Source organism: Fusicatenibacter sp., from assembly GCF_977045365.1.
The window spans coordinates 15,864-35,553 of the sequence record NZ_CDRRUH010000006.1; the positions used below are offsets into that span (position 1 = coordinate 15,864).

Annotated in this window: 22 protein-coding genes; 21 read left to right on the plus strand and 1 reads right to left on the minus strand. The window is 50.8% G+C overall.

Features of this window, described 5'->3' with window-relative positions; genetic code table 11:
* Positions 1–41 precede the first annotated feature (41 nt).
* The 13 genes from ACY2VW_RS02575 to pgeF all read left to right on the plus strand — a co-directional run bounded on the left by ACY2VW_RS02575 (position 42) and on the right by pgeF (position 9,544).
* On the plus strand, positions 42–1,295 hold the full coding sequence (locus ACY2VW_RS02575; RefSeq protein ID WP_461876886.1) for a peptidoglycan-binding protein: 1,254 nt from the start codon (positions 42–44) through the stop codon (positions 1,293–1,295).
* 160 nt (positions 1,296–1,455) lie between these two features.
* Positions 1,456–1,800 carry a YlxM family DNA-binding protein gene (gene ylxM, locus ACY2VW_RS02580; protein ID WP_330377042.1) on the plus strand — a complete coding sequence of 115 codons (345 nt, stop codon included), beginning with the start codon at positions 1,456–1,458 and terminating at the stop codon, positions 1,798–1,800.
* A 2-nt stretch (positions 1,801–1,802) separates the two neighbouring features.
* Entirely contained in the window at positions 1,803–3,152 is a 1,350-nt protein-coding gene (gene ffh, locus ACY2VW_RS02585; protein ID WP_461873156.1) for a signal recognition particle protein, read from the plus strand.
* Positions 3,153–3,206: 54 nt separating this feature from the next.
* On the plus strand, positions 3,207–3,452 hold the full coding sequence (gene rpsP, locus ACY2VW_RS02590) for a 30S ribosomal protein S16 (RefSeq protein ID WP_022461506.1): 246 nt from the start codon (positions 3,207–3,209) through the stop codon (positions 3,450–3,452).
* Between the two features lie 21 nt (positions 3,453–3,473).
* A complete protein-coding gene (locus ACY2VW_RS02595) occupies positions 3,474–3,704 on the plus strand; it encodes a KH domain-containing protein (RefSeq protein WP_022461507.1) in 231 nt (76 codons plus the stop codon).
* 176 nt (positions 3,705–3,880) lie between these two features.
* A complete protein-coding gene (gene rimM / locus ACY2VW_RS02600; protein WP_022461508.1) occupies positions 3,881–4,387 on the plus strand; it encodes a ribosome maturation factor RimM in 507 nt (168 codons plus the stop codon).
* Between the two features lie 18 nt (positions 4,388–4,405).
* Entirely contained in the window at positions 4,406–5,530 is a 1,125-nt protein-coding gene (gene trmD, locus ACY2VW_RS02605; protein WP_461876887.1) for a tRNA (guanosine(37)-N1)-methyltransferase TrmD, read from the plus strand.
* Positions 5,531–5,617: 87 nt separating this feature from the next.
* The gene (rplS, locus tag ACY2VW_RS02610) at positions 5,618–5,965 is read left to right on the plus strand and encodes a 50S ribosomal protein L19 (protein WP_022461510.1); all 348 of its coding nucleotides are present in this window, start codon (positions 5,618–5,620) and stop codon (positions 5,963–5,965) included.
* An 81-nt stretch (positions 5,966–6,046) separates the two neighbouring features.
* The gene (gene lepB, locus ACY2VW_RS02615; RefSeq protein WP_461876888.1) at positions 6,047–6,607 is read left to right on the plus strand and encodes a signal peptidase I; all 561 of its coding nucleotides are present in this window, start codon (positions 6,047–6,049) and stop codon (positions 6,605–6,607) included.
* A 24-nt stretch (positions 6,608–6,631) separates the two neighbouring features.
* On the plus strand, positions 6,632–7,474 hold the full coding sequence (gene ylqF, locus ACY2VW_RS02620; RefSeq protein WP_461873153.1) for a ribosome biogenesis GTPase YlqF: 843 nt from the start codon (positions 6,632–6,634) through the stop codon (positions 7,472–7,474).
* Positions 7,475–7,510: 36 nt separating this feature from the next.
* Entirely contained in the window at positions 7,511–8,278 is a 768-nt protein-coding gene (locus ACY2VW_RS02625; protein ID WP_461876889.1) for a ribonuclease HII, read from the plus strand.
* 35 nt (positions 8,279–8,313) lie between these two features.
* A complete protein-coding gene (locus ACY2VW_RS02630) occupies positions 8,314–8,676 on the plus strand; it encodes a YraN family protein (RefSeq protein WP_461873151.1) in 363 nt (120 codons plus the stop codon).
* Between the two features lie 16 nt (positions 8,677–8,692).
* Positions 8,693–9,544 carry a peptidoglycan editing factor PgeF gene (gene pgeF, locus ACY2VW_RS02635; RefSeq protein ID WP_461876921.1) on the plus strand — a complete coding sequence of 284 codons (852 nt, stop codon included), beginning with the start codon at positions 8,693–8,695 and terminating at the stop codon, positions 9,542–9,544.
* Between the two features lie 96 nt (positions 9,545–9,640).
* Here the strand turns inward: pgeF and ACY2VW_RS02640 are convergent, their stop codons facing one another.
* A complete protein-coding gene (locus ACY2VW_RS02640) occupies positions 9,641–10,804 on the minus strand; it encodes a ribose-phosphate pyrophosphokinase (protein WP_117509055.1) in 1,164 nt (387 codons plus the stop codon).
* A gap of 223 nt (positions 10,805–11,027) precedes the next feature.
* Here ACY2VW_RS02640 and ACY2VW_RS02645 point away from each other — a divergent pair, with 223 nt between their 5' ends.
* From ACY2VW_RS02645 to ACY2VW_RS02680, 8 genes are all read left to right on the plus strand, one after another.
* On the plus strand, positions 11,028–12,422 hold the full coding sequence (locus ACY2VW_RS02645) for a DUF512 domain-containing protein (protein ID WP_461876890.1): 1,395 nt from the start codon (positions 11,028–11,030) through the stop codon (positions 12,420–12,422).
* Complete coding sequence (gene der, locus ACY2VW_RS02650; RefSeq protein ID WP_022461518.1) at positions 12,376–13,704, plus strand: ribosome biogenesis GTPase Der; 1,329 nt, start codon at positions 12,376–12,378, stop codon at positions 13,702–13,704. The genes ACY2VW_RS02645 and der overlap by 47 nt, the downstream gene beginning before the upstream one ends.
* Positions 13,705–13,710: 6 nt before the next feature.
* Positions 13,711–14,358 (plus strand): glycerol-3-phosphate 1-O-acyltransferase PlsY, encoded by a 648-nt coding sequence (gene plsY, locus ACY2VW_RS02655; RefSeq protein WP_461876891.1) that lies wholly within the window; start codon positions 13,711–13,713, stop codon positions 14,356–14,358.
* 3 nt (positions 14,359–14,361) lie between these two features.
* A complete protein-coding gene (locus ACY2VW_RS02660) occupies positions 14,362–15,375 on the plus strand; it encodes an NAD(P)H-dependent glycerol-3-phosphate dehydrogenase (RefSeq protein WP_461876892.1) in 1,014 nt (337 codons plus the stop codon).
* A gap of 232 nt (positions 15,376–15,607) precedes the next feature.
* Entirely contained in the window at positions 15,608–17,131 is a 1,524-nt protein-coding gene (locus tag ACY2VW_RS02665) for a 4Fe-4S dicluster domain-containing protein (protein WP_461876893.1), read from the plus strand.
* Positions 17,132–17,154: 23 nt separating this feature from the next.
* On the plus strand, positions 17,155–18,252 hold the full coding sequence (locus ACY2VW_RS02670; RefSeq protein WP_461876894.1) for an ABC transporter substrate-binding protein: 1,098 nt from the start codon (positions 17,155–17,157) through the stop codon (positions 18,250–18,252).
* Positions 18,230–19,012, plus strand: coding sequence for an ABC transporter permease (locus ACY2VW_RS02675; protein WP_461876895.1), 783 nt, complete (start codon positions 18,230–18,232; stop codon positions 19,010–19,012). The genes ACY2VW_RS02670 and ACY2VW_RS02675 overlap by 23 nt, the downstream gene beginning before the upstream one ends.
* On the plus strand, positions 19,009–19,665 hold the full coding sequence (locus ACY2VW_RS02680; protein WP_461876896.1) for an ATP-binding cassette domain-containing protein: 657 nt from the start codon (positions 19,009–19,011) through the stop codon (positions 19,663–19,665). Before ACY2VW_RS02675 ends, ACY2VW_RS02680 begins: the two co-directional genes overlap by 4 nt.
* The last annotated feature ends 25 nt before the right edge of the window (positions 19,666–19,690 follow it).

Consider the following 19,690-nt stretch of genomic DNA (forward strand, 5'->3'; position numbering starts at 1 on the left):
TCTGCATACCATAAAAGGAGTGCAGGATATGGGGCTTTTTTATGAAAAATTTGCGTATGCAGCAGGAAATGACTGACCGCGGGCGGCTGGAAATCCGGGTAAATGCAAGAATCCAGGCGCGGCCTGTTTCCGGGGCGCGGGTGACGGTTTCGTATACGGGAGATCCGCAGAATGTGATCGAGGAGCTGATTACCGACGGGGACGGCAGAACGGAGACGCTGGATCTGGCGACACCGCCGCTCGAGTACAGTCTGGAACCGAATGTGAACCAGCCGTATTCCGAATATACGGTGAAAGTGGAGGCGGAAGGGTATGAAACGGTTGAAGTGACGGGCTCCGAGCTTCTTTCAGGAGAACAGTCCGTCCAGCAGGTGGACCTCAAACTGGCAGAGGGCGCAGCGTTTGCGGATGTGACGATCCCGGATCATACGTTGTTCGGCGAATATCCGGAGAAAATTCCGGAAAGTGAGATCAAGCCGACGGGGGAGAGCGGCGAGATTGTGCTGTCCCGCGTCGTGATCCCGGAGTATATCATCGTCCACGACGGAGCGCCGACCGACAGCACGGCACGCGACTATTATGTGCGGTACCGCGACTACATCAAAAACGTGGCGTGCTCAGAAATCTATGCAACGTGGCCGGATGCGGCGATCCGTGCGAATATTCTTGCAATCATGTCGTTTACGCTGAACCGCGTCTACACGGAGTGGTATCGCAACAAAGGATACGATTTTACGATCACCTCGTCGACGGCCTACGATCACAAATGGATTTACGGCAGAAATATTTTCGACAGCATTTCCCTTGTGGTCGATGAGATCTTTGCCGATTACCTGTCGCGCCCGAATGTGAAACAGCCGATTCTGACACAGTACTGCGACGGAAACCGTGTGAGCTGCCCGAACTGGATGAGCCAGTGGGGTTCGAAAAAACTGGCGGACCAAGGGTATTCGACGATCCAGATTCTCCGCAATTATTATGGAGACAATATGTATATCAACACGGCAGAGGAGATCTCCGGCATCCCGTCCTCCTGGCCGGGGTATGACCTGACCATCGGCTCGTCCGGAAACAAGGTGCTGCAGATGCAGGAGCAGCTGAACGTGATTGCGGAGGTGTATTCATCGATTCCGACGGTCTATGAAAATGGCTATTTCGATGAAGAGACGCAGGACGCCGTCGAAGCATTTCAGCGGCTGTTCGGCCTGCCGGTCTCCGGCATTGTGGATTACCCGACGTGGTATAAAATCCAGTCGATTTATGTGGCGGTAACGAGGATTGCGGAGCTGCAGTAGGCTTACAAAAGTCTTTACAAGGGGCGTATTTTCTGCGGAAAAACGCGGAAAATGCGCCTTTTCTGCAGCTTCCGGTACATATCATAAAAATTTTAAAACTGTCAAGAAAAAATACTTGACACCCTGCATCTTTTCGTGTATGATAACCAAGGTGATCGCAATGGAAAAAATATTGGAACAGACATTACTGTATGATTTTTACGGCGAACTTCTGACCGAACATCAGCGTCAGGTATACGAGGACGTGGTGCTCAACGATTTTTCCCTGAGCGAGGTTGCGGCAGCGCGGGGCATTTCCCGCCAGGGAGTCCACGATCTGGTCAGACGCTGCAACAAGACACTGGAAGAGTATGAAGAAAAGCTTCATCTGGTACAACGCTTTGTGCAGATCCGGGAAAATGTGAACGAGATCCGAAAGCTGACAGACCCTTCTGGTGATACCCCGAAAGAAGATGTGATGCAGCGGATTGCAGCAATTGCATCGGATATATTAGAGGAGCTTTGAGCATGGCATTTGAAAGTTTAACCGAGAAACTCCAGAATGTTTTCAAAAATCTCAGAAGCAAGGGCCGTCTTACCGAGGCGGATGTAAAGACTGCGCTGAAGGAAGTTAAAATGGCACTTCTCGAGGCGGATGTCAGCTTCAAAGTAGTAAAACAGTTTATCAAATCCGTACAGGAGCAGGCAGTCGGACAGGACGTCATGAACGGACTGAATCCGGGCCAGATGGTCATTAAAATCGTAAATGACGAGCTGGTCAAGCTGATGGGTTCCGAGACAACGGAAATCGCACTGCGCCCGGCAAGCGAAGTTACCATCATCATGATGGCAGGTCTTCAGGGAGCCGGTAAAACAACCACAACCGCAAAGATTGCAGGAAAGTTAAAAGCAAAGGGAAGAAAACCTCTCCTTGCCGCCTGCGATGTCTATCGTCCGGCAGCGATCAAACAGCTGCAGGTCAACGGAGAAAAGCAGGGCGTGGAAGTGTTCGCCATGGGAGATAAAAACCGTCCGGTGGATATCGCAAAGGCAGCGCTGGTGCATGCAAAGACAAACGGCTTCAACGTATTGATTCTGGATACCGCAGGCCGTCTGCACATCGATGAAGAGATGATGCAGGAGTTACAGGATATCAAAGCGGCTGTTCCTGTGGATCAGACCCTTTTGGTAGTAGACGCTATGACCGGTCAGGATGCAGTCAATGTGTCCGAGATGTTCAACAATAAAGTCGGCATCGACGGCGTAGTGCTTACAAAATTAGATGGTGACACCAGAGGTGGTGCGGCACTTTCGATCCGCGCAGTTTCCGGCAAACCGATTCTTTATGTCGGCATGGGCGAAAAGCTTTCGGATCTGGAGCAGTTCTATCCGGACCGTATGGCGTCCCGTATCCTCGGCATGGGCGATGTCATGAGCCTGATTGAAAAAGCACAGGCAAACATCGACGAAGAGAAAGCAAAAGCCATGGAACAGAAGATGAAGAAGGCACAGTTCGACTTCAACGATTACCTGGATTCCATGGAGCAGATGCGCAATATGGGCGGCATCTCCAGCATCCTGAATATGCTTCCGGGCGTCGGCACAAAGATGAAGGGCCAGGACCTCGAGAGTATGGTGGATGAAAAAGATATGGCGAGAAAGGAAGCCATCGTGCTTTCCATGACGCCGAAGGAAAGAGAAAATCCGGATCTTATCAACCCGTCGAGAAAGCAGAGAATCGCAAAAGGTGCCGGTGTTGATATCGCGGAGGTAAACCGTTTCATCAAACAGTTTGAACAGTCAAGAAAAATGATGAAACAGATGACCGGAATGGTCGGTAAGGGTGGTAAAAGAGGAGGATTCAAACTTCCCTTTTAGCATAAAAGAAAAAATATAAATAAATACATGAATTTACAATGGAGGTAAAGAAAAATGGCAGTAAAAATGAGATTAAGAAGAATGGGACAGAAGAAAGCTCCTTTTTATAGAATCGTTGTAGCAGATTCCAGATCCCCAAGAGACGGACGTTTCATCGAGGAGATCGGAACTTACGATCCGAACCGCGAGCCGAGCGCAATCAGCTTCAACGAGGAGGCTGCTAAAAAATGGCTGGCTAACGGCGCACAGCCGACCGAAATCGTTGCCAAACTCTTAAAACAGGCTGGTATCGAGAAATAATTCATACGGGGGTATCTTGTAATGAAAGAACTTATCGAAGTAATTGCAAAATCTCTGGTTGATCATCCATCTGAGGTAGTTGTGACAGAAACCGTCAGCGGTGATGACCTTCTGCTGGAACTCAAAGTAGATCCGTCAGATATGGGAAAAGTCATCGGACGTCAGGGACGCATTGCGAAAGCAATCCGTACGGTTGTAAAAGCAGCTTCCTCAAAGAGCGACAGAAAAGTTGTCGTAGAAATTTTACAGTAAGTAAAAGATAGGAAAAGGAACCGACAGTTGCTGCCGGTTCCTTTCTTTACGCGGGCAACGAGCCAAAGTCCGTGCTTGCACGGGACCTTGGCGACTGCCGCGATAACCTGAGAAACTCGCAAAGCGTGTTTCTCAAGTCGCAATACACAGTAGAACTGGTTGGAAAGGGTTTTTGAATGGAAGAATATTTGCAGATTGGCGTAATTACCACAACCCACGGCGTACGCGGTGAGGTAAAGGTATACCCGACGACAGATCCGGAGCGTTTTCTTTCTCTGGACCGCGTTTTTCTCGATACAGGAAAAGAAAAAAAAGAACTCCATGTAACTGGTGTGCGTTTTTTCAAACAGCTTGCCATTGTAAAATTCAAAGGAATTGACAACATCAACGATATCGAACGGTATAAAGGCTGCAGCCTCTATGTGACGAGAGAGGATGCCATTCCGCTGGAAGAGGACGAATACTATATCGCAGACCTGCAGGGAATGCAGATGTACACCGAGGACGGCGAACTGTTCGGCACGCTCCGCGATGTGATGGAGACCGGTGCGAACGACGTTTATATTGTAGATTCGAAAGAGCACGGAGAAGTTCTGATTCCGGCGATCCATGACTGTATTCTGGATGTGGACCTGGATGAGCAGAAGATGACGATTCACCTTCTTCCGGGCCTGATTGACTGATAAAGAGAGTAAAGAACGATGAAATATCATATTCTGACGCTGTTTCCGGAGATGATCGAGCAGGGGCTGCACACCAGCATCCTCGGAAGAGCCATCAACAACGGCTATATTTCCCTCGAGACGACGAATATCCGGGATTTTTCAGCAAATAAATTCAACCGCGTGGACGATTACCCGTACGGCGGCGGTGCGGGCATGGTCATGGAGGCGGAGCCGGTGTTCCGCGCCTACCAGTCGGTAGCCGAAAAGATCGGGAAAAAGCCGCGCACGGTCTATCTGACACCGCAGGGAAAAGTACTGAACCAGACGATGGTGGAAGAGCTGGCGCTTGAGGACGATCTTGTGCTGCTCTGCGGCCACTATGAGGGCATTGATGACCGCGTACTGCAGGAAGTGGTAACGGACTATATCTCGATCGGGGATTATGTTTTAACCGGCGGAGAACTCGGTGCAATGGTGCTGGTGGATGCGGTATCGCGGTTTGTGCCGGGTGTCTTAAGCAACGAGGAATCTTCGCAGTTTGAGTCACTGCAGGACAACTTGCTTGAGTATCCGCATTACACAAGACCGGAGACATGGCACGAGAAAAAAGTTCCGGAGGTGCTTCTTTCCGGTGACCACAAAAAGATCGAAGCATGGCGTCATGAGGCATCCCTGGTGCGGACAGCCGAGCGGCGGCCGGACCTTCTGGAAAATGCATTCCAGATTTCCTGCGCATGCAATGAAAAAGAGGAATCGTCTGCCTGGGCGCACGATCTTTTGGCAGGCATGACACGCTATGGTGTAAGCCTTGATCTCGGACGAAAGAAGATCCGGAAACAGAAAAATCTGTTTGATGACCATGATCTGCTGATTCTGCAGCTTCCGGGAACGCTTGAGGAGGGCATGAAAGCAAAGAGCGAATATATCCGCAGCTTTGCCGGAAAAGAAACACCGCTGGTGTTTTTGTGCCCGGCCGGATTCTCGGAAGAGGAAGAAAAACTCGAAGAGCAGCTTGAAAAAAACGGTTTCCGTCTGGTCGCACGGCTTATTGGAATACCGTCCGCGGACGGCCTGCAGCGGTTTTCCTTCGCGCTTCGCAGTCTGCTGTACAGCGGCGAATGGAAAGTGAAAAAAATACTTGCATCTGCGGATGCATTATAGTATAATGTAACTTGTTGTGAGTAAAGAGATGGTCCGCTGTTGCAAAAAGGCATTAAGAACATCCAGGGTAAAAAAGGAGATAAAGAAATGAACGACATTATTAAGAAAATCGAAGATGCACAGTTAAAAGCAGAAGCACCGGAGTTTCGCGTTGGTGATACCGTTAAAGTTTACGGTAAAATCAAAGAGGGTAACCGCGAGCGTATCCAGGTATTCGAAGGCGTTGTCCTGAAAAGACAGGGCGGCGGAAGCAAAGAGACCTTCACTGTTCGTAAGAGCTCTAACGGCGTAGGCGTTGAGAAAACATGGCCGGTACACTCTCCGAACGTTGAGAAAGTAGAAGTTATCAGACGTGGTAAAGTAAGACGTGCGAAACTGAACTACTTAAGAGACCGTGTTGGTAAAGCAGCGAAAGTGAAAGAGCTGGTAAAATAATAAGTCGTTAAAAGGATGGCCGGAGGAACATGAGCAATTGTGTTTCTCCGGTTTTGTCTTACGGAGAATTACACTATGGGTATGAATACCAGATATGTAAAAGAATATTTCTACAAGAAAAAGATCCGTTCCATGTTTGTATGGATTCTGGAGATCATCGCAGCGATTCTTCTCGCGGCGGCATTTTCCTGGTTTTTCTGCAGAAGTGTCGTGGTGCAGGAGGGCTCGATGGAGCCGACTCTCGTGCCGGGGGAGCGTGTGCTGATGGACTCCGCCTGGTACCGCTTAAGTTCTCCGAAACGCGGGGATATCATCGCGTTCCGGACGAGTGAGGACAAGAAGGCGAGCATCCACATCAAGCGTGTGATTGCGCTGCCGGGCGAGACGGTACAGATCAAAGACGGACAGATCCTGATCAACGGGGAAGTCTACAACGAAAAAGATGAATTTCCGGCCATCACAAATGCGGGACTGGCTTCGGAACCGATTACCGTCGGGAAGGGACAGTACTTTGTGCTCGGTGACAACCGGAACAACAGCGAGGACAGCCGTCACAACGGCATGGGGCTTGTGGATTCGGACCGCATCGTCGGAAAACTCTGGTTTACGATTTCACCGTGGAAGAAAATCGGTTTCGTGTAAACGCAGCATAGAAGGAGAAAAAGCATGAATTATCAGTGGTACCCGGGTCATATGACGAAGGCCCGCAGACAGATGCAGGAAGACTTAAAGCTCATCGATCTGATGATTGAGCTGGTCGATGCGAGAGTTCCTGCAGCGAGCCGCAACCCGGATATAGATGAACTTGGAAAGAACAAAGCACGGCTGATCCTGCTGAACAAATCGGACCTTGCCGATGAGCGTGGAAACGACGCCTGGATGGAATATTTCAAGGGAAAAGGCTATTCCGTTGTGAAGGTCAATTCCCGTTCCGGAGCCGGCATGAAAGCGATCAACAGCGCCGTACAGGAGGCCTGCAAAGAGAAAATCGAGCGCGACCGCAAACGCGGCATCCTGAACCGCCCGGTCCGCGCGATGGTTGTCGGTATTCCGAACGTCGGAAAATCGACATTTATCAATGCGTATGCGGGCAGAGCCTGTGCGAAAACCGGAAACAAACCGGGCGTCACGAAGGGAAAACAGTGGATCCGTTTAAGCAAACAGCTCGAGCTTCTGGATACACCTGGTATCCTGTGGCCGAAGTTTGAGGACCAGCAGGTGGGACTTCACCTTGCGATGATTGGTTCCATCAATGATGAGATCCTGAACGTGGAGGAGCTGGCGCTGTCCGTCATTGATTATCTGACGGCAGAGTATCCGGGAACGCTGGAGAAACGCTTTGGCTTTGAAGGTGTGACGGATCGTGTGGAAATCTTAGGCGGGATTGCTCGTGTGCGCGGCTGCCTGAAAAAGGGAAATGAGTTCGATTACGAGAAAGCAGCACGGCTTCTGATGGATGATTTCCGGAGCGGAAAGCTCGGCAGAATCACGCTGGAAAAACCGGAATAAATGGATTTATCAAAATAAAAAATGCGGAGAACAACGATGACAGAGAAAAAACAATCGATATCCGCCATACGGGAAATTTTTGCGGCAGCTTCGGAGACGGAGCTGCCCGCCCTTTATCTGGAATATGAAGAGGATTCCCGTGCCGGCGTACAAAATCTGATTCAAAAATACCAGAAACAGGAAGAGGCCTTAAAAAAAGAGCGCGGGCGCACGGAACAGATGAAGATCTACGAGCACAAATATGAGGATCTTGGCTGGATCTGCGGCATCGACGAGGTCGGAAGAGGCCCTCTGGCGGGCCCTGTGGTCGCAGGAGCGGTCATTTTACCGCGCGACAGTAAAATCCTGTATCTGAACGATTCCAAGCAGCTGACGGCCAAAAAACGCGACGAGCTGTACGACGTGATCATGCGCGAGGCAGTGGCCGTCGGCATCGGCTATGCCTCCCCGGCGCGGATCGACGAGATCAATATTTTACAGGCAACGTACGAGGCGATGCGGGAGGCGATCAGCAAGCTTTCCGTGAAGCCGGATGTGCTCTTAAACGATGCGGTGAAAATCCCGCAGGTGGACATCCGCCAGGTGCCGATCATCAAGGGAGATGCCAAGAGTGTTTCGATTGCGGCGGCAAGTATTGTTGCGAAGGTGACAAGGGACCGCCTGATGGAAGAGTACGACAAGGTGCTTCCGGGCTACGGTTTTGCATCGAACAAGGGCTACGGTTCGGCAGAGCATATTGCTGCTTTAAAAGAAATCGGCCCGTCACCGATCCACCGGCAGTCGTTTATCGGCCATTTCGTGTAAAGGCACCGCATCAAAAAAAGGAGAGGGTATCGCATTTGAACCAGCGGGAAGTAGGAACGAGACAGGAGAGCCGTGCGGCAGAATATCTGGAAAGCCTGGGATATCACATCCTGGAGCGGAATTTCCGGTGCCGCTTCGGTGAGATCGACCTGATCGCAGAACAGGACGACACATACGTCTTTATCGAAGTAAAATACCGCACCGGCCGTACCGCCGGAGACCCGGCAAGCGCCGTGGATGGAAAGAAACAGAAGAAAATTTCAAAAACAGCAGATTACTACCGCATGCTCCACCAGATCCCGATGGATGTGCCCTGCCGCTTCGACGTCGTGGCAGAGACACCGGAGGAGATCCGCGTCTATGCGAACGCGTTTTATTATCAGGGGAGCGGCTGGTAGGAAGGGAGTTTTTATGATGCCAATTCAATGGAAACAAAACGATAAAAAAACGATGCATGTCAACGAGGCGGAAAACGGCGTGGTCTATCTGACCTGGCCGGCGATTGAGAAAATTGAGGGCATCCGCCATGCATTTTCCACACGGATCGGCGGGGTGAGTAAGGAACATCTCTCCAGCATGAATCTCAGCTTTTCGCGCGGCGACGATCCGGCAAATGTGCGGGAGAATTACAGAAGATTCTGCGAGGCGGCGGGATTTAAAGCGGAAAACATTGTTACCTCCGACCAGACTCACACGACGAATGTCCGTTACGTGACAAAGGCGGACTGCGGCAGCGGCGTGACAAGAGACCGCGATTTCCACGATATCGACGGCATGATCACCGACGAGCCAGGCGTCGTGCTTGCAACGTTTTATGCGGACTGTGTGCCGCTCTATTTTGTCGACCCGGTGCACCGTGCAATCGGACTTTCCCATTCCGGCTGGCGCGGAACGGTCCACAAAATGGGACAGGCAACGCTCGATGCGATGCACGAACGGTTTGGAACAGAAGCAAAAGATGTGATCGCAGCCGTCGGCCCGTCGATCTGCCAGGACTGCTACGAGGTGAGCGGTGACGTGATCGAAGAGTTCCGGGCAGCATTCCCGGAAACACTGCATGAGAAACTGTTCTACGGAAAACCAGATGGAAAATACCAGTTAAATCTCTGGGAGGCGAATCATCAGATTCTTCTTGCGGCAGGAGTGCCGGAGAAGCAGATTCATCTGCCGAACCTCTGCACCTGCTGCAACCCGGATTTCCTGTATTCCCACCGTGCATCGAAGGGAAAAAGAGGAAACCTCGCGGCATTCCTTTCCCTGGTCTGAAAACAGGATCGAAAACAGAATAGAAAGCATCAAAAAACGGACCTGGAAAAAACAGATCCGTTTTTTGATGTATGCATCCGGCGGACACAAAATCGATTATCTGTGTTTTGCCAGCAGTTTATTGATTTTCTCTGTCGTAGACTGTACTTTTGCAACGGATACGTCGTGGTTCAGCGTATCGATGATGCTTGCCATATATTTGCTCATCTCAGCCGGCTCATACCAAGGACGGGAAACGAGTTCCGGTGTACGGTAGGTCAGGTCGGTGGTGATGACTTTGCTGATATAGCCTTTCTCATAGTAAGCATCGAATTTCTCCAGACCGTCGGTGAAGAGGCCGAAGGTGGTGCAGACAAAGACGTGGTCAGCGCCGCGCTCTTTGACCTGTTTTGCAACGTCGAGCATACTCTCACCGGAGGAGATCATATCGTCGATGATGACAACGTCTTTTCCTGCTACGGAATCGCCGAGGAACTCATGTGCCACGATCGGGTTCTTTCCGTTTACGATGGTGGAGTAATCTCTTCTCTTATAGAACATACCCATATCGACGCCGAGCACGTTGGAGAAGTATACGGCACGCGCCATCGCTCCCTCGTCCGGGCTGATGATCATCAGATGATCGTTGTCGATCGTCAGATCCGGAACGGAACGGAGAAGGGCTTTTAAAAACTGGTAGGTTGGCATGAAGTTGTCAAAGCCGCCGAGCGGAATTGCGTTCATGACACGAGGATCGTGTGCGTCGAAGGTGATAAAGTTGGAAACACCCATGTTCATCAGCTCCTGCAGAGCAAGTGCGCAGTCGAGAGACTCACGTTTGGTGCGCTTATGCTGTCTTCCTTCATAAATGAAAGGCATGATTACGTTGATCCGGTGTGCTTTTCCCGTTGCAGCAGCGATGATACGTTTCAGATCCTGATAATGGTCATCCGGTGACATGTGGTTCTCGTAGCCGCAGACCTTGTAGGTGATGCTGTAGTTGCAGACATCAACCAGGATGTAAAGATCGGCACCGCGGACGGATTCGTTGATCTTTCCTTTTGCTTCGCCGGAGCCGAAACGCGGGCACTCGCAGTCAATCAGAAAAGAATCCTCGGAATATCCGGAAAAGGAAACCCCGTTGCGGCGCTCGGCGAGCTCTTTACGGAACTGAACCAGATACGCATCGACTTTTTTTGCCATTTCCATGCTGCCCGGCAGAGCGGCGAGCTTTAACGGGGCAACCGGAATGGAATTTTCAAGTAAATCTAAATTAGCCATACAAACCTCCAGTAATCGACATTTTTTACAAACCATTTACTTCCTATTTATATCATCTTGGGAAAGGGCGCGTCAAGCAAAAAACGAAAGAATCCTTGCTTTTTGTGCAGGTTGTTGTTATTATAATGAATGAATGCCCGGAAGGTATGCAAAAAAAGCACGCTTTTTACTGGGCAAAGAGAAGTTATAAAGAAGTAAATGGAAAGGCCAAAACGTAAGATCTGTGAAAAACAAGACGAAACACATTATCAAGACAATAGAACCGGGCAGTATTGCTGAAGAACTGGAACTCGAACCGGGAGATGAACTGCTCCGCGTGAACGGGGAAATCATCGAGGACGTCTTCGATTACCACTTCCAGACCAACGATACGTATCTGGAACTCACGATCCGGAAAAAGGACGGCGAGGAATGGGACCTGGAAATCGAAAAAGAGTATGACGAGGAAATCGGCATCACATTCGAGAACGAGTTCATGGATCAGTACCGTTCCTGCAGCAACAACTGCATTTTCTGCTTCATCGATCAGATGCCGCCGGGAATGCGTCCCACCTTGTATTTTAAGGATGACGATTCACGTCTGTCCTTCCTGCAGGGAAACTATATTACACTGACCAACATGAGCGACCACGATATCGACCGGATTATCCGCTACCATCTGGCACCGATCAATATCTCGTTTCAGACAACGAACCCGGAACTCCGCTGCAAAATGCTGCACAACCGTTTTGCAGGAAATATCTTTCCGAAGGTCCAGCGCCTTTACGAGGCGGGAATCGAGATGAACGGACAGATTGTGCTCTGCAAGGGATACAACGACGGCGCAGAGCTGGAGCGCAGTATTTCGGATCTGTCAAAATATCTGCCGCATCTGAAAAGTGTTTCGGTTGTCCCGGTCGGACTTTCGAAGTACCGCGACGGACTGGCGCCTCTGGAACCGTTTACCAGGGAGGATGCAAAAGAAGTTCTTGCCACGATTCACAAATGGCAGAAAAAGCTGTATGAACAGTGGGGACTTCACTTTATCCATGCCGGTGATGAATGGTATCTGCTGGCAGGAGAGCCGATCCCGGAGGAGGAAAATTACGATGGCTATATCCAGCTGGAAAACGGAGTGGGAATGCTCCGGCTTCTGGAGGACGAGGTTGCGGAAGAACTTTCGAAACGAGAAGGGGACGGCCGTCACCGCCATGTAACGATTGCGACCGGAAAAGCTGCGGCGCCGTCGTTGGAAAAACACATGCAGAAAATTCGTGAAAAATATCCGAATGTACAGGCGGATGTTGTCACGATTATCAACTATTTCTTTGGAGAATCCATTACCGTATCCGGTCTGATTACCGGAAAGGATCTGATGGAGCAGTTAGAGGGAAGAGATCTTGGCGACTGCCTGCTGCTTCCGTGCAACATGCTCCGTTCGGGAAAAAACGTCTTTCTTGACGATGTAACGGTGGAAGAGGTGGAAGAGCGCCTGAAAACACCGGTACAGATTGTCGATGAGCCGGGCAGCGACCTGGTGAAAGCCGTTGTGGAGGAAAACCAGGAGACGATACACAGAAGGAGAACAATGTATGAGCAAGCCGATTGTAGCAATTGTGGGCCGGCCGAACGTGGGTAAATCCACCCTGTTTAATGTATTAGCCGGAGACAATATTTCGATTGTAAAAGACACACCGGGTGTAACCCGTGACCGTATTTATGCCGACGTAGAGTGGCTGAACCACAAATTTACGCTGGTAGACACCGGCGGTATTGAGCCGGAATCCAAAGATATCATTCTCTCCCAGATGAGAGACCAGGCGCAGATCGCCATTGACACCGCAAACGTTATTATTTTCATCACCGACGTCCGTCAGGGCCTTGTAGATGCCGATGCAAAAGTAGCTGATATGCTCAGAAGAAGCCGCAAGCCGGTTGTGCTGGTGGTCAACAAAGTCGACAACTTCGACCGTCAGATGATGGATGTTTATGAATTCTATAACCTCGGCATCGGAGAGCCGCACGCCATTTCCGCATCCGGAAAGCTCGGCATCGGCGATATGCTCGATGAGGTGACAGGATACTTTGATCCGGAGATGGAAAACGAGGAGGAGAGCGAGATTCCGCGCATCGCCATTGTCGGAAAACCGAACGTCGGAAAATCCTCCCTGGTCAACAAACTGCTGGGTTCGAACCGTGTTATCGTATCCGATATCGCCGGAACGACGCGCGATGCGATCGATACCACGATCATGCACAATGGAAATGAATATATTTTCATCGATACCGCAGGCCTTCGAAAGAAAAACAAGATCAAAGAGGAGCTGGAGCGGTACAGCATCATCCGTACAGTATCTGCCGTAGAGCGCGCAGATGTCGTCGTTCTTCTGATCGATGCAACCGAGGGTGTCACCGAGCAGGATGCCAAAATTGCCGGTATCGCCCATGAACGTGGAAAAGGTATGATCATTGCGGTAAATAAATGGGATGCCTTGGAAAAAGATGACAAGACGATCTACCGCTTTACCGAAAAAGTAAGAAATACACTGGCTTACATGCCGTACGCAGAGCTTCTTTTCATCTCTGCGAAGACAGGACAGCGCCTTCCGAAGCTGTTCGAGACGATCGACATGGTTCTGCAGTACCAGAACCTGCGTGTACAGACCGGTGTTCTGAACGAGATCCTGACCGAGGCGATGGCAATGCAGCAGCCGCCGTCAGACCGTGGAAAACGACTGAAAATCTACTACATGACGCAGGTTTCGGTCAAACCGCCGACATTCGTTATTTTCGTCAACGACAAAGAACTGATGCATTTCTCCTACGTTCGATATCTGGAGAATAAAATCAGAGAGTCGTTCGGCTTCCGCGGCACACCGCTGAAATTCATTATCAGAGAACGAAAAGAGAAGGAGCAGTAAAGAGTTATGGTACGGATCATATGCCTTTTGATCGGATACGCATTTGGCCTTTTTCAGACCTCATATATTTATGGAAGGACGAAGGGAATTGATATCCGGGAACACGGCAGCGGAAACGCAGGAACGACCAACGCGCTCCGGACTTTAGGAAAAAAAGCAGGCGCCATTACGCTTGCCGGCGACTGCATCAAATGTATTCTGGCGGTCCTGACGGTACGCCTGATCTTCGGGGCATCGCATCCGGAAATGCTGAAACTGCTGACGGTATATGCTGCGGCCGGAACGATTCTCGGCCACAACTTCCCGTTTTACTTAGGCTTCCGCGGCGGAAAAGGAATCGCTGCGACCGCGGGTCTGATTATCTCGTTTGACTGGAGAATCACTCTGGTCTGTGCAGCGCTGTTTTTCCTGAATCTTGCAGTAACCCACTATGTTTCCCTCGGTTCCATGATGGTTTACGTTGTCTTTTTTACAATGGCAGTCATCATGGGACAGGCGGGCTGCTTTGCGCTGGAACCGCCGTATCTCTATGAGATGTACGTGGTGATCGCGCTTCTTGCCGTGCTTGCCTTCTGGGAGCACCGTGCAAACATCAAGCGTCTCATCGCGGGAACAGAACGGAAAACGTATTTATCCAAAAAGTCGGAGAAATAAAATATGGCAAAGATTAGCATCATCGGAGCAGGAAGCTGGGGAACCGCCCTCGGCCTTCTGCTCTGCAACAACGGGCATGACGTGACGATCTGCTCGGAAAATGAAAAGGAAATTGAGAGCTTAAAGGAACACAGAGAGCATCTGACGAAGCTTCCGGGCGTAAAACTGCCGGATGAAATGAAGTTCACCTGCGATGTGCGCGGCTCCCTTTCTGAACAGGACATCCTTGTGATGGCAAAAGCATCCCCGTACGTGCGAACCACATGTAAAAAGTATGCGGCGGATATTCCGGACGGTCAGCTCATCGTCAATGTGGCAAAAGGCGTGGAAGCCGATACCCTGATGACGATGTCTCAGATCATCGAGGAGGAAGTGCCGGGAGCGAATGTCGTTGTTCTCTCCGGACCGAGCCACGCAGAGGAAGTCGGCCGCGGCCTGCCGACCACGATCGTTGTCGGCGCGCATGACCGTGAGAGTGCACTTTATGTACAGAATGTTTTCATGAGCCCGGTCTTCCGCGTCTACACAAGCCCGGACATCATAGGAATTGAACTCGGCGGAGCGCTCAAAAACGTTATTGCCCTGGCAGCCGGAACGGCAGACGGCCTCGGCTATGGCGACAATACGAAAGCGGCTCTCATTACCCGCGGCATCGCAGAAATCGCACGGCTCGGCACGGCGATGGGGGCCCATGCGGAAACCTTCTACGGTCTTTCCGGCATCGGTGACCTGATTGTAACGTGTGCGTCCGTACACAGCCGGAACCGGAAAGCCGGATACCTGATCGGCCAGGGCAGAACAATGCAGCAGGCGATGGATGAGGTTCAGATGATTGTCGAGGGTGTCTATTCCGCAAAAGCGGGTCTTACCCTGTCGAAAAAATTTGGAATCGAAACGCCGATCATCCAGGCAGTCAACCAGGTTCTGTTTGAAAACAAAAACCCGAAACAGGCTGTGGATGAACTGATGCAGCGTATGAAAAAAGACGAACTCGCCCCGGATCTCTGGGAGCGGTAAAAAACAGAGAATCTGTCACTTCTGTGAAATGATTGCGGAAGCGGCAGATTTTTTCTTTGCAAAAAAACGGGAACAACAGTCCTGCGGAACGACGTTGACGAAAAAAGATTGAAAAAAATTTAACAAAATTGCCGGAAAAAGATGACAAGATCTCCAAAATCAAGTATAGTGTTAAGAAGCGGAAAGATTGACAGAACAATTGCGGAGGAAAATACGACAGGAGGAAGAAAGAATGAGAGGAGTAGAAACAAGAATTCAGGAAATCCGTCATGCCATTTTTACGGAAGTTGCAAAAATGGCGTATGACGTGGACTCCCCGGTAGAAAAGACGATCGAGGAAATTCCTTACCGTGTAATTCCCGGTGAGGTCGGAAATTTTAGAAATGATGTGTTCCTGGAGCGGGCGATTGTAGGAGAGCGGCTTCGCCTTGCAATGGGACTTCCGTGCAGAAGCGCGGCAGAGCACGCCCCGATCTCGGACAATATTAAACTGGCAGACCAGGCGGAAACGTATTATACACCGCCGCTCATTAATGTCATCAAATTTGCATGCAACGCCTGTCATGAAAAACGGGTTCTGATCACGGAGGGATGTCAGGGGTGTCTGGCACATCCGTGCGTGGAAGTCTGTCCGAAAAAGGCCATTACGCTGGACCGCACCAATGGACGTTCCTATATTGATCAGGATAAATGCGTCAAATGCGGTCAGTGTGCCAAGGTATGCGGATACCAGGCTATTATCATTCAGGAGCGCCCGTGTGCGAGAGCCTGCGGCATGGATGCCATCGGCTCGGATGAGAACGGAAAAGCGGATATCGATTACGAGAAATGTGTATCCTGCGGCCAGTGCCTCGTCAACTGTCCGTTCGGCGCTATTTCGGACAAATCCCAGATTTTCCAGGTAATCCGTGCGATCCAGTCGGGAGAGCGCGTCTATGCAGCGCTGGCACCGGCCTTTGTCGGCCAGTTCGGACCGAAAGTAACGCCTGGAAAACTGCGTGCGGCGATGAAAAAGCTCGGTTTTGCGGATGTCTTTGAAGTTGCGATCGGAGCGGATCTCTGTGCGGCACAGGAGGCAGAGGATTTTGTGAACGAAGTTCCGGAGAAACTGCCGTTTATGGCGACATCCTGCTGTCCGGCCTGGTCTGTAATGGCGAAGAAGCTGTTCCCGGATTACGCAAACTGTATCTCGATGGCACTGACCCCGATGACGCTGACGGCGCGTCTGATCAAGAAACACAATCCGAATGCGAAGGTTGTCTTTGTCGGACCGTGTGCGGCGAAAAAACTGGAGGCCATGCGCCGGTCTGTCCGCAGTGAGGTGGACTTCGTTCTGACGTTTGAAGAGATGGCGGGCATTTTCGATGCGCGCCAGGTAGATGTGAGCGCACTCGAGGAAGATCCGGACGGCGTCAGCGATGCATCCGTGGACGGACGTAACTTTGCTGTATCGGGCGGCGTTGCAAAATCCGTGGAGAATGTGATCCGTGAAAAATATCCGGACCGCGAGATCAAGATGGCAAATGCAGAAGGCTTAAAGGAATGCCGGAAACTGCTGACGATGGCAAAAGCCGGAAAGTACAACGGTTATCTTCTCGAAGGCATGGCCTGTCCTGGCGGATGTGTGGCGGGAGCCGGTACGATGCAGTCGATCAAGAAGTCGCAGGCGGCAGTCAACAAATATGCGGCGCAGGCAAAACACAAGATTTCCAGCCAGACGGAATATGTAAAAGAGCTGGATAAACTGGTAGACTAAAAAACAACAAGGTGGAGACAAAAGTGAAAAAGAAAAGAAGCATGGGCTTTGCGGCGGTCATTCTTGCAATGGCACTTCTGTTTGCGGGATGCGGTCAGACAGAGATAAAGACGGAGAGCACCGGAACAGAAAGTGCAGCATCAGAAAGCGCAAAGACAGAAAGTACGGAATCCAAGAGTACACAGGCAGAAAGCAGCACAGCAGCATCGGAAGCAGAAGATGAGACACCAGTTCATGTACTTGCATTAAAGGGACCGACTGCCATGGGAATGGTAAAAATGATGAGCGATAACGACAGCAAAGAGTCACCTGCGGACACGTTTGAACTTGCCGCTGCCCCGGATGAGGTCAGCGCAAAACTGGTACAGGGTGAGGTGGATATCGCCGCAGTTCCGGCGAACCTTGCAAGTGTACTCTACAACAAGACGAACGGCGGTGTACAGGTGCTCGCAGTCAATACGCTCGGTGTCCTTTATATCGTCGAGGACGGCGATACCGTACATTCCATTGCGGATCTGAAAGGCAGAACCATTTATGCGAGCGGCAAAGGTGCAACTCCGGAGTATGCTTTGAATTATATCCTCGAAAAGAACGGCCTCGTACCGGGTGAGGACGTAATGATCGAGTGGAAGAGCGAACACGCCGAGTGCGTGGCGGCACTTGCAGAAGATGCCGATGGAATCGCCATGCTGCCGCAGCCGTTTGTAACGACGGCACAGGCGAAAAAAGAAACGCTGCGCACTGCACTTGATCTGACCGAAGAATGGAACAAAATCCAGGAGTCCGAAGGAGCAGCGAGCACACTGGTGACGGGCGTTACCGTTGTACGCACTGCCTTTGCCAAGGAGCACCCAAAAGCAGTTGCAGAGTTCATGGAAGCCTATCAGGCATCCGTATCCTACGTAACCGAAAACACCGATGAGGCGGCAAAACTGATCGGGGATTATGACATTGTTCCGGAGGCGGTCGCAAAGAAAGCGCTTCCGGCATGCAACATTGTCTGCATCACCGATGATGAGATGAAAGAGAAGCTTTCCGGTTATCTCGGTGTGCTCAAAGACCAGAATCCGGAGGCAGTCGGAGGAGAACTTCCAGGAGATGACTTCTATTATTCCGAATAAAAACAAAAAAGAGAAACAGAGAAAAACAAAGCTCTGGCCGATCGTGTTCTGGCTTATGATCTGGCAGGCAGCAAGCGTTTTTGTCGGGCAGGAGATCCTTCTGGCATCTCCTGCTGCTGTTTTGAAACGCCTTTTTACGCTTGTGACAGAACCGGTCTTCTGGCAGTCCCTGCTGTTTTCCGGAGCACGCATCGGAGCCGGATTTCTTCTCGGCGCGGCGGCGGGAATTACAGGAGCTGCACTTGCCGGCAGGTTTTCCATTGCAGAAGAACTCCTGACGCCGCTGGTTGCAGCAGTAAAAGCAGTTCCGGTCGCTTCGTTCGTGATTCTGATCCTGATCTGGGTTTCATCGAAGAATCTTTCTGTTGTGATTTCGTTTCTGATGGTATTTCCGATCCTGTATACGAACACGCGGAACGGCCTGCGGGAACTGGACACAGCGCTTTTGGAGATGACAGACGTTTTTCAGGTTCCGTGGCCGGTGCGGCTGCGCTGGGTGATCCTTCCGCAGCTGTACCCGTATATCCGGACGGGATGCTCGCTTTCCCTCGGCCTCTGCTGGAAGGCCGGAACGGCCGCGGAAGTAATCGGCATTCCGAACCGATCCATCGGAGAGCATCTGTATCAGGCGAAAATATATCTCGACACACCGGGACTCTTTGCCTGGACGGCAGCGATCGTGTGCGTCAGCTTCTGTCTCGAAAAAGCTGTTTTAAAAGGAATGGATCTTGCAGAAAAAAGGATGCTGGTGATGAAATGAGAGAAGATACGATTGAAATCTGTCATCTGAAAAAAGCGTATGGAGAACATGTTATTTTTTCGGATCTTACGATGGAACTGAAAAAAGGAGCAGTGACCTGTCTGATGGCTCCTTCCGGGGCGGGAAAGACAACCCTGCTGCGGATTCTGGCAGGCCTGGAGCAGGCGGACGGCGGAAAAATCGGGGGACTGGAAGCCTTAAGAAAAAGTATGGTTTTTCAGGAACCGCGGCTGGCAGAAGAACTGACAGCCGCAGCCAATATCCAGCTCGCGGTAAGACGCCGCATGTTTGGAAAAGAAAAAAGAAGTTCCCGTTATCTTGTGGAGGAACTGGAGGAACTTGGTCTTTCGGGCTGTGAAAACCAGGCTGTATCGGAACTGTCAGGCGGCATGCGCCAGCGGGTGGCGGTTCTGCGGGCCATGCGCATGGACGCGGATTTCATCCTTCTGGATGAGCCGTTCCGGGGACTGGATGCGGAGACGAAAAAGAAAACGATAGACTATATCCGCAGAAAGGGAAAAGAAAAAACAATGCTTCTGGTCACACATGATTTAGAAGAAGCCGGAGCAATGGGGGACTGGATCTGCACCTGCAGCAGGCTGGATGGTACCCTCGAAATAAAGAAAAACAGAAAAAGCAGCACAGAAATCTGAAACGGAAAGAAACAGATTTTCTATG

What these genes read in the sequence shown, in the direction of transcription:
- ACY2VW_RS02575 (WP_461876886.1), top strand. Translation starts at nt 42, where the DNA reads ATGAAAAATTTGCGTATGCAGCAGGAAATGACTGACCGCGGGCGGCTG.
- ylxM (WP_330377042.1), top strand. Translation starts at nt 1,456, where the DNA reads ATGGAAAAAATATTGGAACAGACATTACTGTATGATTTTTACGGCGAA.
- ffh (WP_461873156.1), top strand. Translation starts at nt 1,803, where the DNA reads ATGGCATTTGAAAGTTTAACCGAGAAACTCCAGAATGTTTTCAAAAAT.
- rpsP (WP_022461506.1), top strand. Translation starts at nt 3,207, where the DNA reads ATGGCAGTAAAAATGAGATTAAGAAGAATGGGACAGAAGAAAGCTCCT.
- ACY2VW_RS02595 (WP_022461507.1), top strand. Translation starts at nt 3,474, where the DNA reads ATGAAAGAACTTATCGAAGTAATTGCAAAATCTCTGGTTGATCATCCA.
- rimM (WP_022461508.1), top strand. Translation starts at nt 3,881, where the DNA reads ATGGAAGAATATTTGCAGATTGGCGTAATTACCACAACCCACGGCGTA.
- trmD (WP_461876887.1), top strand. Translation starts at nt 4,406, where the DNA reads ATGAAATATCATATTCTGACGCTGTTTCCGGAGATGATCGAGCAGGGG.
- rplS (WP_022461510.1), top strand. Translation starts at nt 5,618, where the DNA reads ATGAACGACATTATTAAGAAAATCGAAGATGCACAGTTAAAAGCAGAA.
- lepB (WP_461876888.1), top strand. Translation starts at nt 6,047, where the DNA reads ATGAATACCAGATATGTAAAAGAATATTTCTACAAGAAAAAGATCCGT.
- ylqF (WP_461873153.1), top strand. Translation starts at nt 6,632, where the DNA reads ATGAATTATCAGTGGTACCCGGGTCATATGACGAAGGCCCGCAGACAG.
- ACY2VW_RS02625 (WP_461876889.1), top strand. Translation starts at nt 7,511, where the DNA reads ATGACAGAGAAAAAACAATCGATATCCGCCATACGGGAAATTTTTGCG.
- pgeF (WP_461876921.1), top strand. Translation starts at nt 8,693, where the DNA reads ATGCCAATTCAATGGAAACAAAACGATAAAAAAACGATGCATGTCAAC.
- ACY2VW_RS02640 (WP_117509055.1), bottom strand. Translation starts at nt 10,804, where the DNA reads ATGGCTAATTTAGATTTACTTGAAAATTCCATTCCGGTTGCCCCGTTA.
- der (WP_022461518.1), top strand. Translation starts at nt 12,376, where the DNA reads ATGAGCAAGCCGATTGTAGCAATTGTGGGCCGGCCGAACGTGGGTAAA.
- plsY (WP_461876891.1), top strand. Translation starts at nt 13,711, where the DNA reads ATGGTACGGATCATATGCCTTTTGATCGGATACGCATTTGGCCTTTTT.
- ACY2VW_RS02660 (WP_461876892.1), top strand. Translation starts at nt 14,362, where the DNA reads ATGGCAAAGATTAGCATCATCGGAGCAGGAAGCTGGGGAACCGCCCTC.
- ACY2VW_RS02665 (WP_461876893.1), top strand. Translation starts at nt 15,608, where the DNA reads ATGAGAGGAGTAGAAACAAGAATTCAGGAAATCCGTCATGCCATTTTT.
- ACY2VW_RS02675 (WP_461876895.1), top strand. Translation starts at nt 18,230, where the DNA reads ATGACTTCTATTATTCCGAATAAAAACAAAAAAGAGAAACAGAGAAAA.
- ACY2VW_RS02680 (WP_461876896.1), top strand. Translation starts at nt 19,009, where the DNA reads ATGAGAGAAGATACGATTGAAATCTGTCATCTGAAAAAAGCGTATGGA.